The organism is Mesorhizobium sp. M0715, from assembly GCF_040320355.1.
Lineage (GTDB): Bacteria > Pseudomonadota > Alphaproteobacteria > Rhizobiales > Rhizobiaceae > Mesorhizobium.
In genome coordinates, this window is sequence record NZ_JAMYPL010000006.1 from 26390 (window position 1) to 43156 (window position 16767).

Consider the following 16767-nt stretch of genomic DNA (forward strand, 5'->3'; position numbering starts at 1 on the left):
AACCGGCGCTGGCAAAAGACGCGGAACAAGGGACGGATTTTGAACTGACCATCTACAAACGGGAGGAAATCAAATGCTGACACGGCTAAGACTCGTTCTATACGGCCTGTTGGTGGCGCTGATGGTGGTACCAGCAGCGGCACAGGCCAAGACGTTCTACTGGATTTCGCATGGCGGCCCGGCCGATCCGGTCTGGACCTACTTCCTGGCCGGCGCCAAGCAGTGGGCCAAGGACACCGGCAACACGGTCAACACCTCGTTCCACAATGGCGATGTCGCCTCGCAGCAGGAAGCGGTTCGCGCCGCCCTCTCCGCCAAGGCCGACGGCATCGTCACCACGAGCCCCGATCCGGGCAGCCTGATCGAGATCGTCAAGGAAGCGCGGGCGGCGAAAGTGCCGATCATCAATTTCAACACGCCCGACCCCAAAGCCGACTTCAACGCCTATGTCGGCGGCGACAATGTCACCTTCGGCAAGCATTGGGCACAGTATCTGGTCGACAAAGGCCTGGTGAAGAAAGGCGACTTCGTCTGGATGCCGGTCGAGATCCCCGGCGCCACCTACGGCGTGCAGGAAGAGGAAGGCATCAAGAGCGTCTTCGAGCCGCTCGGCATCACCTATGAAATCACCGAAGCGACGCTCGACCAGGCTGAAGTGATCAACCGCATGGTCGACTACCTCACTGCCAACAAGGCCAAGGTCAAGGCGATCATCGGCCTGGGCGATCTCGTCACCGGCTCGATCAAGCGGGTGTTCGACCAGGTCGGCATCAAGCCGGGCGAAATCCCGGTTGTCGGCTGGGGCAACTCGCTCGACACCACCCAGGAAGTGCTGAACGGCTATGTCAATGCCGGCCAGTGGCAGGACCCGCAGGCGACCAGCTATGTCGCGCTCTCGCTGGCCAATATGGCCGCCGGCGGCATTCCTCCGGGCTTCAACGTCATCACCGGCGCGCTCTACGAAAAAGACACCGCGCAAATCTACGACGACATCCTGTCCGGCAAGTAACATCCAATCTCGACAGTCGCGGCCGCCCAACGGTCGCGACTGGCTCTCCATTTCGCCGAGCCCTTCGCACGCGATGTGCAACGCTCAGCCTTCCACTCATGTCGCGGATTGCCTGTGGAAAATCATTCGCTCGTCCAACGCCTGATCGCACGGCCGGAATTCGGCCCTTTCGTGCTGCTCGTCGTCGAGATCGCCGTTTTCTGGAGTTTCAACCACGACTTCCTGTCGCCGCAGAACATCTCCAACACGCTGGCCTTCACGGTCGAGCTCGGCCTGATCGCGCTGGCGATGACGCTGTTGATGACGTCGGGCGAGTTCGACCTCTCGGTCGGTTCCCTGTTCGGCTTCTCGCCGGTCTTGATGTGGACCCTGTTCAACAGCGGCCTGACCTCCCTTGAGGTCGGCTTTGTCGCCGCGCTGCTGGTCGCCGCCATCATCGGGCTGGTCAATGGCTGGTTCGTGACGCAGCTCAAGATCCCATCCTTCCTGGTGACGCTCGGCATGCTGCTTGTGGTGCGCGGCACCGCCCTTTTCGTCACCGACGGTTTTCCGCAGCGCACCTGGAGTGCGGAGGGCAGCTGGCTGGCCGAAGCGCTGGTCGGCGATTTCTTCATCGGACCGTTCCGCATCTACATGTCGCTGTTCTGGTTCATCGCCGCGGCGATCGCGCTCGGCTATGTGCTGACGCAAAGCCGCACCGGCAACTGGATCCAGGCGGCCGGCGGCAACCCGAGTGCTGCAAGGGCGCGCGGCGTCAATGTCAGCGGCGTCAAGATCGGCCTGTTCGTGCTGTCGTCGGTCATGGCTTCGCTTGCCGGCGTCATCTCGTCGCTGCGCACCTCGGCGGCCAACCCCAACAGCGGCACCGGCTATGAACTGGAAGTCATCGCCATGGTGGTGATCGGCGGTACCGCGCTGACCGGCGGGCGCGGCACGATCATCGGCACCGTGCTCGGCATCCTGATCCTGCGCGTGATGCGCAACGGCATCGTGCTGATCGGCGTGCCCGGTCTTGCCTACAACATCTTCATCGGCGCCATCATCCTTGGCATGATGGCGCTGCATTCATGGCTGGAACGCCGGCATCAGGCAGGGACTTGAACCATGGCCGAGCCACTGATCCGCATGACGAACATCCGCAAGTCCTACGGCCGCGTGCAGGCGCTGGAGGATGCCAATTTCCACGTCAATGAACGGGAGATCGTCGGCTTGCTCGGCGACAATGGCGCCGGCAAGTCGACGCTGATCAAGGTGCTCTCGGGTGCCGTTCCGCTGACCAGCGGCGACATCTTCATCCGCGGCAACAAGGTGAGCCTGCGCAGCACCAGCGACGCCATCGCCCACGGCATCGAGACCATCTACCAGGACTCGGCGCTGGTCACGCAACTGTCGATCGCCCGCAATCTGTTCCTCGGACGCGAGCCGATCAAGTCGCCGCGCTTTCTCAACCGGATGGACCAGGACGCGATGAACACGGTTGCCCGCGACTTGCTCAAGCAGGTCGGCATCTCGAAGAACATCCCGCCGACGACGCCGATCGGCTCGCTCTCCGGCGGCGAGCGCCAGGCGGTGGCGATCGCGCGCGCCATGCATTTCGACAGCGACCTGATCATTCTCGACGAGCCGACCAACAATCTCGGCGTCGCCGAAACACAGGGTGTGCTGAGCTTCGTGCGCAGCGCCCGCGATTCCGGCCATTCCTGCATTTTCATCGCCCACAACATCCACCATGTCTTCCAGGTGGTCGACCGCATCGTCGTCATGCGCCGGGGCAAGGTGGTTGCTGACGACATAGACCCCAAGAAGACCAGCGTGGCGGAGGTCGAACGGATCATTACCGGCATGTCGGACAAGGAGATCCGCGATGCCATCGCCGATGGCAAGCCATCGCACTGAGAATGGTGATGGGCGGCAATCACCCGTCACCTCAGATCGCATCGCTTGTCTGACGCGCCATCGCATGGCGAACAGGATTGCAGCATGAAAGCCACAGTCTCGGATACCGCACGCAACTGCGGGCTGTGGGTTACGGCATGAAAGCCACTGTCTCCGATATCGCTCGTAGCTGCGCGCTGTGGGTTACGGCATGAAAGCCACTGTCTCCGATATCGCTCGTAGCTGCGGGCTATCGACCGCAACGGTCGACCGGGTGCTCAACAACCGGCCGGGTGCGAGTGCGGCCAACCGCCAGCGCGTCATGGAGGCGGCCAAGCAAGTCGGCTATCTGCCGGTCGCCGATCAGGTGACGCTACCCTCGCGGCCCGCCCACCTTGAATTCCTGCTGCCGATCGGCAGCAATGCCTTCATGCGCGATCTCGCCGGGCACATCGAGGACTACGCCGCGCGCCTGCCGCTTGTTGCCTCGTGCCGGATCCATAACCTCGCCGGTATCTCGCCGAACGCGCTGCAGAGCGCTGTCGAAAACCTTTCGCTCAGGGCCAATGGCGTCGGTGTCATCGCCGTCGATCATCCGCGTACGCGCAACATCCTGCACGACATCGTCGATGCCGGCATGCGCCTGGTGACGCTGGTGTCCGATGTTCCGGCGGCACCGCGCGCGGCCTATGTCGGCATCGACAACCGGGTGGCGGGACGAACGGCGGCGCTGCTGATGGGACGCTTCCTTGGCGGCCGAATCGGTCATCTGGCGATGGTCGTCGGCTCACGTTCCTATCGCGGCCACGAGGAACGCGAAATGGGTTTCCGCTCGGTGCTCAGTGAGGAGTTTCCCAATCTGACCGTCAGCAGCGCCGTCGAGGTCAACGACGAGCCCGATGCCAGCTACACCGAGACCATGAAGGCGCTGCACGACGAGCCGGAGCTGCTCGGCATCTATTGCGTCGGAGCTGGGCATTCGGGCGTTGCAAAGGCGATCCGCGAGGCCAGGCCGAACCGCAAGCCGGTGTTCATCTGCCACGACTTGACCAAGGACACGCGTGGTCATCTCGTCGACGACCTGCTCGATGTCGTCATCGACCAGAATGCCAGGCTGATCGCGGAACAGTCGGTCATTCGCCTGCTCGGCTCGATTGCCTCCTCGGCACCCTATCTGACGCGCAAGTTCATCGAACCGCGCTTGATCTTCAGGGAAAACGTCCCCGTGCAATAATGCGAAATGGCTTGGCTAAACCGGGTTTCCGGATTTGTACGATAATTGGCACGGCAAATCTGCACAGCAGCTATGCAAGTTTCTTTGTTGCCGAATCGTTGGGCAACTCGTAGGTTCTGGTTGTCGGCCATCTACTCCTCCCAGATGCGATGCCGACGCTGAATGGGGTGCACCTCCTCCCGCGCCACATTCGAAAATCGAGCCCGCTGCCACCTCCTCCCGGCAGCGGGCTTTTTTCGTTTGGCCGGCAGGAATGGCGGTACAGCGACACCAAAGCACGCCCAGTCATCGCAGATGGAATGACGCACGTTGACAGGCCACGGGTCCCGTCAACCGGCGGCGGCGCCCCGGAAAGAAGCGATCAATCCTTCAGCCATGCGCACGAACTGCGTGCTCGGACCTTCCGAACCCACGGTCTGTACACTAACCCGCGCACCCTCGAGCAGAAGCGACAGCGTATCGGCGAGCAGTTCAGCCTGGCCGATGCCCGCGTCCCGACATAGCGTCACAAGGCGCTCGCGCTGGGCTTCTTTGAGTTCCTTGATCACCAGCCTGGCCGGATGGTCCGGCTCGGTCAGTTCAGCGGCGGCGTTGGCCATGTCGCAGCCGCGCCCGTCCGCATTGAGCATGGCAGCCGCCTTGCGAACCCAGGCATGCAGCTGGGCAAGCTTGTCACCAGGAAATTCGGCATCGAACGCATCCCACATAGCGCCGGCCTTGGCCGCATTGGCGCGCAGGCATTCGACGATCAGTTCGTCCTTGGATTCGAAGTGACGATAGAGCGTCATCTTGTTCGTGCCGGCAGCTTCGGTGATGGCGTCGACGCCGACGCCCTTGATGCCATGCTTGTGGAACATGTCGCGTGCCGTCTCCAGGATCCGATCCCGGGGACGAGAGCGCTCCACGATGCCGTCTGTCATCATGATCTCCTTTCGTTTCCAAAAAACCCTCGGCCACCTCTTGACTAGGGTGTTACCGGTCTGTAACTTCCAGAATGTTACTTACTGGTAACACCTATATCGTCCACCGTCAATAACAAGGCCGTGAACGGCCCTGCCAGACGAGAGGGGCGAGAAACTGCCAATCATGCGGCCTCGGCCGGTGAAGAGATTAAAAACGGTTCGCGAGCATGGGCTGCGAATCGACAGACAAGGAGCCGGCCAATGCCACAGCGCCGCGATCTTACCATAGATGAGGCCGTCCGGGATCCGATGATCCGGCTGGTCATGAAAGCCGATGGCGTCGACCCGCGCGCCTTCGAGACGATGCTGCGCTCGCTTGCCGATGCGCAGCGCAACGAGGTGCCGTTGCTGCATTCGCGGGACGACCTCGGTGACAAGCGCGGTCAAAGACTGTCCAGCGTCGCCAGCGCCTTCGGGCGGGCAAGAGCAGCCGGGGAGGCTTGCGTCTCGTGGTAAACTTTTTCATCCACCGTCCGATCTTCGCCTCGGCGATCGCCATCATCATGGTGCTCGCCGGGTCGATTTGTTATTTCCTGCTGCCCGTCTCGCAGTTTCCCGACATCACGCCACCGCAGGTCGTGGTCAGCGCCCACTATCCAGGCGCCAGCGCACAAGTGGTGGCCGATACGGTGACGACGCCGCTGGAGCAGCAGATCAACGGCGTGCAGGGCATGACCTACATGTCGTCGACGAGCTCCAATGACGGCTCCTCGACCATCACCATCACCTTCGATGTCGGCTATTCGCTGAGCACCGCCGCCGTCGACGTGCAGAACCGCGTCTCGCAGGCGGCTTCGTCGCTGCCGGCGATCGTCAACCAGGGCGGCGTGACGATCAAGAAGCAGAATCCGAACTTCGTCCTCATCGTCAACCTGACCTCGCCCGACAGTTCGGTCGATCCGGTGGCACTGAGCAACCTTGCCTATCTGCAGGTGGTCGATCCGCTGAAGCGGCTGCCCGGCGTCGGCGATGTGCAGATCTTCGGCGAGCGGCGCTATTCGATGCGCGTCTGGCTCGATCCCGACAAGCTCGCCAATCTCGGCATCACCGCCGTCGATGTGCAGAACGCCATCGCCGAGCAGAATGTCCAGGTGGCGGCCGGCAAGATTGGCCAATCGCCGGCCCCGGCCGGCACCGCCTTCGAGATGCAGGTCAACGCCGTCGGCCGGTTGAGCGATCCAAAGGAATTCGGCGACATCGTCGTGCGCGCCAATACCGACACCGGCTCGCTGGTCAGGCTGCGCGACGTCGCCCGCATCGAGCTCGGCGCGCTGCAATATTCGTCGTCGGCCTTCTTCGGCAAGGACCCGACCGTGGTGCTTGCCGTCTACCAGATGCCCGGCTCCAACGCGCTCGATCTGCAGCAGCGCGTCAAGGACAAGATGCAGGAGCTGTCGGGCCGCTTCCCGAAGGGCGTGTCCTATGCGATGCACTACGACACGACGCGCTTCGTCTCGGCATCGATGCATGACGTGCTGATCACGCTCGGCGAAGCGCTGGTGCTGGTCGTCGCCGTGGTGTTCCTCTTCCTGCAAAGCTGGCGCACGACGATCATCCCGACCATCGCCATTCCGGTGTCGCTGGTGGCGACGCTGGTCGTCATGGAGATGCTCGGCTTCTCGCTCAACATGCTCTCCCTGCTCGGCATGGTGCTGGCGATCGGCCTCGTCGTCGACGACGCCATCGTCGTGGTTGAGAATGTCGAACGACAGCTGGAGGCCGGGCTCAAGCCGCTTGCGGCGACCAAGGCCGCAATGCGCGAGGTCACCGGACCGATCATCGCCACCACCGCGGTGCTGATGGCGGTGTTCGTGCCGGTCGCCTTCATTCCCGGCGTCTCCGGCAAGCTCTACAACCAGTTCGCGCTGACCGTGGCGATCTCCGTCGGCATCTCCGCCTTCAACTCATTGACGCTCAGTCCCGCGCTCAGTGCGGCCTTCCTGCGCCATCGCGGCGAGACGCAGTTCGCCCCGTTCCGCTGGTTCAACGCCGGCTTCGACAGGCTATCGCACGCCTACGCCAATGGCGTACGCATTCTCATCCGCTTGCGCTGGATCATGCTCGGCCTGTTCGCGGCCGGCCTGGTCGCCACCTACTTCGTCTGGCAGCGGCTGCCCTCGACCTTCCTTCCGGTCGAGGACCAGGGCTATTTCTTCGTCGTCATCCAGTTGCCCGACGGCGCGTCGCTGGAACGCACCGACGCGGTGGCGCAGAAGGCGCGCGACATCCTGCAGGCGACGCCCGGCGTCGAGATTGTCGGCTCGATCAGCGGCCTGAATTTCCTGACCAGTGCGGCGCAGTCGAATTCGGCGGTCGAATTCGCCATCCTGAAGCCCTGGGAGGAGCGCGGCCCCGACCAGAGCGCGTCGAAGCTCGTCGCCGATGTGCGCGGCAAGCTGATGCAGATCCCGGAAGCTTTCGCGCTGAGCTTCGATCCGCCGTCTATCCCGGGTATCGGCACCACAGGCGGCTTCGAATTCGTCGTCGAGGATCTGACCGGCCGCGGCAGTTCAGCCCTCAACGATGCGACGCAAGCCGTGATCGCCGAGGCGCGCAAGCAGCCGGAAATCAACCCGCAGCAGCTGTTCTCGCCGTTCTCGACCTCGACGCCGCAGTTCAACTACGACCTCGACCGCAGCAAGGCCAAACTGCTCGGCCTCAACCTGCCCGATGTCTTCAACACGCTGCAGATCTATCTCGGCTCGCTCTACGTCAACGACTTCAACCTGTTCGGCCGCACCTTCCGGGTGACCATCCAGGCCGACAAGGATGCACGTGCGGGTGCCGCCGACATTTCGCGGCTCTATGTACGCAATGCCTCCGGCGGCATGGTGCCGCTCTCGACGCTGGGCAAACTCGTGCCCTTCGTCGGCCCGGAGACCGTGCCGCATTACAACAACAATGCCTCGGCCTCGATCAATGGCGGTGCCGCACCCGGCTTTTCCTCAGGCCAGGCGGTTGCCGCGATGGAACGGGCCGCCGCCATTGCGCTGCCAAGGGATTTCGGTTTCGAATGGACCGGCATCACCTTCCAGGAGCTCAAGGCAGGATCGATCGCGTCCGTCGTCTTCGGCCTCGCCATCGTCTTCGTCTTCCTGATCCTGGCGATGCAGTATGAGAGCTGGGCGATGCCGTTCATGGTGCTGTTGGCGGTGCCACTGGCCCTGTTCGGCGCCTTCGTGGCCTTGTTGCTGCGTGGCATGCAGATTGACGTCTACTCGCAGATCGGCTTCGTCATGCTGATCGGCCTGGCGGCCAAGAACGCGATCCTGATCGTCGAGTTCGCAAGGCGACGGCGCGAAGAAGGCCTCAGCATCGTCGACGCGGCGATGGAGGCGGCACGGCTCAGGCTGCGGCCGATCCTGATGACGGCCTTCGCCTTCATCCTCGGCGTGCTGCCGCTGATGTTTGCGACCGGCGCCGGTGCGGCAAGCCGGCAGTCGATCGGCACCACCGTGTTCGGCGGCATGGTCGCGGCGACCATCCTGTCGCTGGTGTTCGTGCCGGTGTTCTACGCGGTCATCGAGCAGCTGCGCGAACGCCGCGGCAGTGACGAGCCCGCCTCTCAAGACAATGAACCAACGACTGAGCACGCTATCCCGCCCCTGGCGGAAGCGGCCGAATAAGATTGGAGACTGATCATGCGTAAATGGAAAATCGCGTTGGGAACGGCCGTCGCACTGGGAGCGATCTCGGTGGCCAGCGTCCACCTGCTCGACATGGGCAATCTCAGCCTCAATGCCGGCACGGCCGCAGCGACGCCTGCTCCGGCGGCATTCGTCATGCCGGTGCCGGTGGTCAGCGTCGTCAAGAAGACGATCCCGATCTACCTGGACTACGCCGCGCGGACGGAACCGATCCGCAGCATCACCTTGCAGGCCAGGATTCCAGGCTATCTGCAGGAGCAGGCCGCCGACGACGGTGTCGATGTCCGGCAAGGCGACCTTCTCTACAAGATCTCGCCTGACGACTTCCAGGCGGCTCTCGACCAGGCCAAGGCGCAAGTGCAGCGCGACACGGCGACGCTCGACTATGCCCGGTCCAATCTCGGTCGCGGCACCGAGCTCGCCAAGAGCGGCTACCTCGCCAAGGACGGGTTCGACCAGCGCACCAGCACCTTGCGCGAAGCGCAGGCGTCGCTGGCGGTCAACCAGGCGGCGGTCCGCACGGCAGAGCTCAATCTGGGCTATGCCGAAATCCGCGCGCCGTTTGGCGGGCGCCTGGGCCGCAACCAGGCCTCGGTCGGAACGCTGGTCAGCGTTGCCGGTACCGTGCTCAACACGCTGGTGCAGCTCGACCCGATCTACGTCACCTTCAACCCGAGCGAGACGGATCTGGCCGAGATCGAGCAAGCCCGTGCCAACGGCCCGATCGAAGTGGAGGTCCTGCTCCCCGGCCAGACCGAGGCCAGCCAAAAGGGTGAGCTTACCTTCATCGACAATTCGATCGACCGCTCGACCGGCACCATCACCGCGCGCGCGACGATCGGCAATGGCAAGTTCACGCTGCTGCCGGGCCAATATGTTCGTGTCCGGCTGCATGTGAGAGAGCAGGCCGACGCGCTGATGGTGCCGCAGACGGCGCTGGGCTCGAGCCAGCTCGGCAAATATCTCTATGTCGTCGGCAAGGGCAACACCGTCGACCAGCGGCTGGTTTCGCTAGGACCGACGAGCGGCGATCAGGTCGCCATCCTCAGCGGCGTCGCCGAGGGCGACCAGGTGATCACGGGCAATCTGCAGAAGATCGGACCCGGAGCGCCTGTATCGCCGATACCGGAAAAGCCGGCCACCTGAACACCCCCGTCAGGACCCGGCTTCAGCGCGGCGCCCCCACCGTACCCCAGGTACCGGGCCCCGCGCGCCGGTGCAGTTCCACCAGACCGGCAACATCGGCGCGGTCGGCCTTGGCCGGCGGCATAAACGCACAGTAGGGATGCCCGAGGCGCACCGAGACGGAGGAGAGCGCAATCAGCCGACCGGCCTCCAGATCGGCGCGCGCCATGACCCGCTGGCCAAGGGCGATGCCCAGACCCAGTCTTGCCGAGGCGATCGCCAGGCTGGACAGGCCGACGCGCCGCCCGTGCGACGGGTCGGGCGAGCGACTGCCGCCGGATGCCGCGAACCAGTCCGCCCAGGTCGGGTGCGAGGCATAGTTCGGCCCCCAATTGGTGTGGATGAACTGGCTCTCGTGCAAATCCGCCAGACTGGGATCGCCATTGCCGTGCCGGTGCCAGAATTCCGGTGCACAGACCGGCAGGACATCGTCATGGACGAGACGAACAAGTTTCAGCCCGGGATAGTGATAGTCGCCATAGCTGATGCGCAGATCGATGTTCTGGCGCATCAGGTCGACCGGATCGTCCTCGACCCGAACGTCGATCGCCATCTGCGGAAAGGCATCGAGAAGTACCGCCAGCCTCGGCGCCAGCCACAGTTCGGCCAACGAGAATGGCACACTGACGACCAGACGCGTCCGCACCCCGCCCTCCAGCATGCGCTGGCCTATGGTGGCGATGTCTCCCAAAGCTTTCGCTGTCTGCGGATAGATGGCGTGGCCGGCGTCGGTGAGCGCGATGCGATTGCCGCTACGCACAAACAGCTGCTTGCCGAACCAGCTCTCGAGGTTGCGGATCTGCTGGCTGACCGCCGCCGACGATACGCCGAGTTCAGAGGCGGCCAAAGTGAAGCTGCCGGCACGCGCCGCAACCTCGAAAGCCTTGATCGCATTCAGCGGCGGCAACCGTTCCACATCGAGTCCGTAAGTTTTTCTTGGCCAATCCTAACTATTTTCGACGTTGAGAGAAAGATTTTTTTGCCGTCTCATAAGCTCACAACCTTCGGAGCCATGACGATGAAAGACATCCTCGATCTCAACCGCTATCCGCTCGACCGCGAAGGCAGCGCCGAATGGCAGCGCCTTGTCGAACAATCCGTCGCCGCGCTCGAAGCCGACGGCATGTTCAATCTGGAAGGGTTTTTGCGCCCCGGCGTGGCGGAACAAGCCGTGCGCGAAATCCAGCCGGTGATGGCCGCGCGCTCGCATGCGCACAAGCGCATGCACAACATCTACTTCAAGCCTGACATTCCCGAGCTTGCACCCGACCATCCGGCGCTGCGCAAGGTGGAGACCATCAGTCACACCGTCTGTGCCGACCAGATTCCTGGCAGTGTCGTGCTCGCCATCTACGAATACGAACCGCTACTGCGCTTCCTGGCAGCGACGATGGGCAAGCCCAGATTGCATGTCATGCAGGATCCCCTGGCCCGTACCAACGTCATGGCCTATCGCGCCGGCGAGGCTTTGAACTGGCATTTCGATCGTTCCGAATTCACGACGACGCTGTTGTTGCAGGCAGCGGAGCGTGGCGGCGACCTCGAATACCGCACCGATCTGAGGTCGGACGACAATCCCAACTATGACGGCGTCGCAAGGCTGCTGGAAGGGCGCGACCCCGATTCCAAGATCCTGTGCATGAAACCGGGCACACTCAATGTCTTCCGCGGCAAGAACACCGCGCATCGCGTCACCACCGTCGAAGGCGAGCGAGAGCGCATGATCGCGGTGTTTTCCTACTATGAGAAGCCCGGCGTGATGTTCAGCGCCGAGGAGCGCGTCGGCTTCTACGGCCGCGCCGCCTGAGACCGAAGAGGCAATATGCCAGCGGCCCCAAGAATCCGAAGATGACCTCTTGTTAGATTGTCGACAATCTGCTTGTCTTGCTTTCGATTTCCCTGGGAGCGGCCGAATGGCGAAAGCGGATTTCAGTCCGATTGCGGACACGACGCGACGCGCCGAGATCGTCGCGCTGTTGCGGCGCGCGATCCTGACCGGGCAGCTCGCACCCGGCCAGAAGCTCAACGAGCTGCGGATTTCCGAACAAATGCGGGTCAGCCGCGCGCCGTTGCGCGAGGCAATGCGCGAGCTGGTGCAGGAAGGCATCCTGACCAGCATTCCCTATGCCGGCACCTTTGTCATCGAGGTCACAGCCAAGGACATCGACGATGCCTATTCGTTCAACAAGGTGATGGACGAGCTGGCCATCGAGCGGGCGTGGCCGCTGCGCGACCAACGCTTCTTCGACGAGCTCGACCGGCGCCACGAAGCCGTGAAGCAGGCGACCCGTGCGTTGGACACGACACGCCAAATCGAAACCGCGCTGCAACTGCATGGCCTGATCTACGAATGGGCCGACAATTCGGTGCTGCTGGAAACCTGGCAACGGCTGACCAGCCGGCTGCAGATGTATTTTGCGCTCCACCAACATGCCCGCAATGAGCCGGTTCCGGCCGAAGACGTTCACGAAACCTATGTGCGGTTGCTGAAGGGCAAGGACATGCGTGCCGCCCAGCGCCATGCCAGGGAGCACATCGATCTCGATTTCGAGGAGTTGCTTGCCTACGCGCGCGGCCTCGAACAACGCCCGTCGAGGGGCGCCTGACCCGTTCCCAACTCACAGACAGCGGACAAGACACGTGCAGATCGAAACCATCAAGGCCTACCACGTCGTGCAGCCCTTCGTGGACGGGCCATACCGCATGTCGAAGGGGCGCGAAGCCGACGCATTCGACGCGGTGATCGTGTCGATCACCTCCGACAGCGGCCTTACCGGCTGGGGCGAGATGGCGCCGCTCGGCAATTTCTATTCGGCAGCCTTCCCGGCCGGCACCCGCGCCGGCGTGCCCGAAATCGCGCCGCACCTTATCGGCCACGATCCGCGCGGGCTGGCAAGCATCGGGCGGCTGATGGATACGGTGTTCAAGGGCCATTCCTACATCAAGTCGGCGCTCGACATGGCCTGCTGGGATCTGGCGGCACGAGCCGCCGACGTGCCGCTGGTAACGCTGCTGGGCGGCAAGGAGAGCGAGACGGCCGAACTCTACAAGGTCGTCACGCACGGCAGCGTCGACGCCATGGCCGCGCTGGCCAAGCGCATCGTCAAGGATGGTTTCCACCGGCTGCAGGTCAAGGTCGGCGGCAATGTCCATGACGACATCGAACGCGTCGCCGCGGTCGCCGCCTCGGTGCCGAAAGGCACGGTCATCTTCTGCGATGCCAACGCCGGCTGGACCCCCTACCAGGCGCGCCAGTTTGCCGACGCGACGCGCAGCATCGACTACACGTTCGAGCAGCCCTGTACGACGATCGACGAGAACATGTCGGTTCGCCGCATGCTCGACAAGCCAATGGTGCTCGACGAATCCGTCACCTCGCTCGAGGAGATGCTGGAAATCCATCGTCGGGGCGCGGCCGACGGGCTAACGCTGAAGATCTCGCGGCTGGGCGGCGTGACCAAGACCCGTCAGATCCGCGATGTTGCCGTCGATTTGGGTTTCATGATCACGGTCGAGGACACTGGTGGCGCCGAGATCGACACCGCTGCGATGGCACACCTGTCGCTGTCGACGCCCGAGGAGCGCCGGCTGCACGCCATCGCCTTCCATGAATGGGTGACGGTGCGCACGGCGTCGAACATGCCGCCGGTCACCGGTAGCCGCATGGGCATTCCGGACGGACCGGGCCTCGGTATCGACGTCGTTCCCGATCTGCTGGGCAAGCCTTTCTTCGAAGTCGGCCGCTGAGATGAAAATCCGCAGCATCAAAGCCACGCCGATCAATTTGCGCCTCGAGGCGCCCTATGCCTGGGTGTTCGGCGAACTCGACGGATTTTCGCCGACCATCGTCGAAGTCGAGACGGAGGATGGCTTGATTGGCCTCGGCGAAGCGCCGACGCCGGCGGCGGCCGCGATCATCAACGATGTCCTGGCGCCATGGCTGGTCGGGCGCGATGCCTTCGACATCGCCGGCGCCGAGCATGTCTGCCTGCCCTTCTGGACCGGCGTGCAGTCGATCAACGACCGCACCCGCATCATGGCTTTCGGCGCCATCGAGATGGCTTTGTGGGACCTGCGCGGGAAGGCGTGGAACCAGCCGCTCTACCAGTTGCTCGGCGGCGCCGTGCGCAAGGACATCCCGTTCACCGACTATTTTTCGCTGCGCGGTGACGGGCCAAAGGTGAAGGGCGAGACGACGCCGGAGGAAGTCGCCGACTATTGCGTCGAATTGCACGAGACGCATGGAACGACCTTCTTCGAAGGCAAGTTCTCGACCGAAGATCCGAAAATCTCGCTCAGGATGGTCGAGCTGATCCGCAAGAAACTCGGCGACGATGCGATGATCCGCATCGATTCCAACCAGGCCTATTCGCTCAGCACCGCGCGTCGCCTAGCGCGGTCGCTGGAAGACCTCGGCGTGCGCAACTGGGAGGATCCGGTGGCGACGATCGAGGAGATGCGCGAATTGCGGCGCCATTGCTCGATCCCGTTTTCGACCCACAACATCGACATTGCGCGCGCCATGGAAACCAAGGTGCCGGACGCCTTCGTCGGCAACCCGACGACGCATGGCGGCATAGGCCGGCTGTTGCGCTTCGTCGGCGCCTGCGAGCATGCCGGCATCGATTTCTGGTGCTACAGCGGTGACAGCGGCATCGGCAGTGCCGCCTATCTGCACCTGTGCGCGGCACTAGGCTGGATCAGGGAGCCTAACCAGTCGCTGTTTCGCATGCTGCCGATGGATGTCACCGAGGAAGGGCCGTTTTCGCCGAGAAACAATTTCGTGCGCGTTCCGGAAGGTCCCGGTCTCGGCGTCACCTTATCGCGCGAAAACCTCGCTGCCTGTCACAGAGACTTTACCGAGAAAGGACCGTGCAACAAGTATCATGACCCGGCAAAGCCCGGAACCTATCGCCGTTTGCCGCTGAACTAGATGACGGCAAGACCGACGGCCAGGCACGAGAAGCCAACCACCGCGACTTCGGCCGGGAAGGTTGGACAAAGACGATGGAAGCAGTGCAGCCAGCAATCCGGCGCGTCCGTGCCACGACTAGATACCGGGCAAAACCGCATGCTAAGATTCCGATCGACAGGCCTCTCTGGCGATCCGAAATGGAGCAATCCACGAAATTTCGTCAACCATAAGAAATAGGGGAAAGGGTAAAAACCTATGAGCAAGAACTACACCATTCTCGACCTGATCCGGCGCAATCGCACGCCGCTTGAAAATCACCTGATCGACGGCCTTGTCGACGGTCGTGTCAGCCGCCGCGACTTCGTCCGTCACGGCAGCCTGCTCGGCCTGTCGCTGCCGCTGCTGGGCCGTATCGGCATGGCAGCCGGCCTCAGCGGCATGCCGTCGCTGGCGCGCGCCCAAGGCGCGCCCGGCGCCACCATCCGCGTCGCCAGCAGCGTGCCGGCAGCGACAATCGACCCGGTCACCATCGCTGACGCAGGCGGCCTGCTGGTCATGCAGCAGGTTGCCGAATTCCTTTGCGTCGACGGCCCTGACCTCGTTCTTCAGCCGGCCTTGGCCGAAAGCTGGAAGCCGAACGACAATGGCACCGTTTGGACCTTCAAGCTGCGCAAAGGCGTAAAATTCCACAGCGGCGGCGAGATGAAAGCCGACGATGTCGTGGCCAGCATCGACCGCCTTGCCGATCCGGCCAATTCGTCCAATGCGCTGTCGGTGTTCACCGGCATCCTGCAGAAGGGCGCCTCGAAGAAGGTCGACGACTACACGGTGGAATTCCACCTCGATGCGCCGAACGGCAACTTCCCCTACATGCTGTCGTCCGACAACTATAACGCCGTCATCATCCCGGCGAGCTACAAGGGCGACTATGAAAAGAGCTTCGACGGCACCGGGCCGTTCAGAATAGAGAAATACACGGCAAAGGTCGGTGCGTCCTTCGTCCGCAACGAGGACTATTGGGGGCCGAAGGCGCTGCCGGAACGCACCGAGTTCACCTTCTTCACCGACATGCAGCCGCAGATCCTGGCGCTGCAGGGCGGCCAGGTCGACATCATCAACCAGATGCCGGTGCTGGCCGGCGTCGCTCTGCTCAACGATCCGAACGTCGACATCATCAGCTTGAAGTCGTCAGCCCATCAGCAACTGCACATGCGCTGCGACGAGGGCCCGTTGAAGGATGCGCGCGTGCGCCGTGCCATTGCGCTCTGCCTCGATCGCGACAAGCTGGCCGCCGGCCTCATGAAGGGACGCTCCGCTCTGGGCAATGACAGCCCATTCGCCGCCGTCTATCCTTCGACCGATACGAGCGTGCCGCAACGCAAGCAGGATATCGCCCAGGCCAAGCAGCTCATGGAAGCAGCCGGCTTTGGCCAGGGCTTCAAGATAACCCTGACCACCGAACGCTACCTAGAAATCCCTGAATACGCCCAGCTCATCCAGAACTGGGTCAAGGAGATCGGTGTTCAACTCGACCTCAATATCCTCGACCAGAGCGGCTATTACGGAGACGCGGTGTTCGGCAAGTCGAACTGGCTGGATTCGGTGATGGGCATCACCGACTATGGTCACCGCGGCGTGCCGAATGTCTATCTCGCGGCACCGCTGAAGAGTGAAGGCACCTGGAACGCGGCACACTTCAAGAACAAGGACTATGATGCGCTGGCGACCAGCTACATCGCGGCCCTTGACCTCGAGGCGCAGAAGGCCGACGCCGGCAAGATCCAGAAGCTGCTGCTCGAGGAAACGCCTGTCATCTTCGGCTATTTCTACGACTATCTGACGGCGACGGCGAAGGGCGTGGCCGGCGTACAGCCGACCGCCATGTCGCAGCTGTTCCTCGATAAGGCATCGAAGGCCTGAGCGGAAAGGAAAAGCCAATC

Annotated in this window: 14 protein-coding genes; 12 read left to right on the forward strand and 2 right to left on the reverse strand. The window is 63.0% G+C overall.

Annotated features, from left to right (window positions below):
- Nucleotides 1–73: 73 nt before the first annotated feature.
- The 4 genes from NKI21_RS09330 (at nucleotide 74) to NKI21_RS09345 (ending at nucleotide 4118) form a co-directional block, all read left to right on the forward strand.
- Entirely contained in the window at nucleotides 74–1009 is a 936-nt protein-coding gene (locus NKI21_RS09330; protein WP_013532868.1) for a substrate-binding domain-containing protein, read from the forward strand.
- Between the two features lie 114 nt (nucleotides 1010–1123).
- The gene (locus NKI21_RS09335) at nucleotides 1124–2110 is read left to right on the forward strand and encodes an ABC transporter permease (RefSeq protein WP_128302453.1); all 987 of its coding nucleotides are present in this window, start codon (nucleotides 1124–1126) and stop codon (nucleotides 2108–2110) included.
- A 3-nt stretch (nucleotides 2111–2113) separates the two neighbouring features.
- Nucleotides 2114–2905, forward strand: a complete 792-nt coding sequence (locus tag NKI21_RS09340) for an ATP-binding cassette domain-containing protein (RefSeq protein ID WP_023808705.1) — start codon at nucleotides 2114–2116, stop codon at nucleotides 2903–2905.
- 190 nt (nucleotides 2906–3095) lie between these two features.
- Entirely contained in the window at nucleotides 3096–4118 is a 1023-nt protein-coding gene (locus NKI21_RS09345) for a LacI family DNA-binding transcriptional regulator (protein WP_128302452.1), read from the forward strand.
- Between the two features lie 329 nt (nucleotides 4119–4447).
- Here NKI21_RS09345 and NKI21_RS09350 read toward each other — a convergent pair whose 3' ends face one another.
- Entirely contained in the window at nucleotides 4448–5038 is a 591-nt protein-coding gene (locus NKI21_RS09350; protein ID WP_023808707.1) for a TetR/AcrR family transcriptional regulator, read from the reverse strand.
- 243 nt (nucleotides 5039–5281) lie between these two features.
- Between NKI21_RS09350 and NKI21_RS09355 the strand changes: the two genes are divergently transcribed.
- The 3 genes from NKI21_RS09355 to NKI21_RS09365 are packed head-to-tail and all read left to right on the forward strand — an operon-like array spanning nucleotide 5282 to nucleotide 9873.
- The gene (locus NKI21_RS09355; protein ID WP_023808708.1) at nucleotides 5282–5536 is read left to right on the forward strand and encodes a hypothetical protein; all 255 of its coding nucleotides are present in this window, start codon (nucleotides 5282–5284) and stop codon (nucleotides 5534–5536) included.
- A complete protein-coding gene (locus NKI21_RS09360) occupies nucleotides 5530–8706 on the forward strand; it encodes an efflux RND transporter permease subunit (RefSeq protein ID WP_352440017.1) in 3177 nt (1058 codons plus the stop codon). Before NKI21_RS09355 ends, NKI21_RS09360 begins: the two co-directional genes overlap by 7 nt.
- Nucleotides 8707–8721: 15 nt before the next feature.
- Complete coding sequence (locus tag NKI21_RS09365; RefSeq protein ID WP_352440018.1) at nucleotides 8722–9873, forward strand: efflux RND transporter periplasmic adaptor subunit; 1152 nt, start codon at nucleotides 8722–8724, stop codon at nucleotides 9871–9873.
- A 22-nt stretch (nucleotides 9874–9895) separates the two neighbouring features.
- On the opposite strand, the gene NKI21_RS09370 is transcribed toward NKI21_RS09365, so the two are convergent.
- Nucleotides 9896–10828 (reverse strand): LysR substrate-binding domain-containing protein, encoded by a 933-nt coding sequence (locus NKI21_RS09370; protein WP_352865352.1) that lies wholly within the window; start codon nucleotides 10826–10828, stop codon nucleotides 9896–9898.
- 102 nt (nucleotides 10829–10930) lie between these two features.
- Here NKI21_RS09370 and NKI21_RS09375 point away from each other — a divergent pair, with 102 nt between their 5' ends.
- The 5 genes from NKI21_RS09375 (at nucleotide 10931) to NKI21_RS09395 (ending at nucleotide 16747) form a co-directional block, all read left to right on the forward strand.
- Nucleotides 10931–11719 carry a HalD/BesD family halogenase gene (locus tag NKI21_RS09375; protein ID WP_023808712.1) on the forward strand — a complete coding sequence of 263 codons (789 nt, stop codon included), beginning with the start codon at nucleotides 10931–10933 and terminating at the stop codon, nucleotides 11717–11719.
- Nucleotides 11720–11825: 106 nt separating this feature from the next.
- Nucleotides 11826–12518: a GntR family transcriptional regulator gene (locus NKI21_RS09380; RefSeq protein ID WP_023808713.1), complete on the forward strand. Its 693-nt coding sequence runs from the start codon at nucleotides 11826–11828 to the stop codon at nucleotides 12516–12518.
- A gap of 34 nt (nucleotides 12519–12552) precedes the next feature.
- The gene (locus tag NKI21_RS09385; RefSeq protein WP_352440020.1) at nucleotides 12553–13659 is read left to right on the forward strand and encodes a mandelate racemase/muconate lactonizing enzyme family protein; all 1107 of its coding nucleotides are present in this window, start codon (nucleotides 12553–12555) and stop codon (nucleotides 13657–13659) included.
- 1 nt (nucleotide 13660) lies between these two features.
- Nucleotides 13661–14845, forward strand: a complete 1185-nt coding sequence (locus NKI21_RS09390) for a mandelate racemase/muconate lactonizing enzyme family protein (RefSeq protein WP_352440021.1) — start codon at nucleotides 13661–13663, stop codon at nucleotides 14843–14845.
- 237 nt (nucleotides 14846–15082) lie between these two features.
- A complete protein-coding gene (locus NKI21_RS09395; RefSeq protein WP_352440022.1) occupies nucleotides 15083–16747 on the forward strand; it encodes an ABC transporter substrate-binding protein in 1665 nt (554 codons plus the stop codon).
- The last annotated feature ends 20 nt before the right edge of the window (nucleotides 16748–16767 follow it).